At 56.1% G+C, this 246-nt stretch carries 1 protein-coding gene; it reads right to left on the bottom strand.

Going from position 1 to position 246, the window contains the following annotated elements:
* On the bottom strand, positions 1–246 hold a 246-nt coding region (locus tag ACTHS4_RS12340), incomplete at both ends, for a peptidase U32 family protein (protein ID WP_440366032.1).

The raw sequence follows: 246 nt of genomic DNA on the forward strand, positions 1-246 counted from the left end.
GTCTGGCAGCTGCTCCCAGCGCACCGCCTTCGCCGGCGAACACACGCCTTGCATATTCGGCGATTCGCCCGTCGCATAACTCGATAAAATGCAGCGCCCTTCCACCATGACGCACAAACTGCCGAAACCGAACACTTCGATTTCCACATCCGTATTGTCAATCACATGCTTGACCTGATCCACGGTCAAAACGCGTGGCAGCACGGCACGGCGGATGCCAAACAGCTCCTTCATCATATTGATGGC

The organism is Neisseria sp. P0014.S009 (assembly GCF_051958155.1).
Lineage (GTDB): Bacteria > Pseudomonadota > Gammaproteobacteria > Burkholderiales > Neisseriaceae > Neisseria > Neisseria flavescens_C.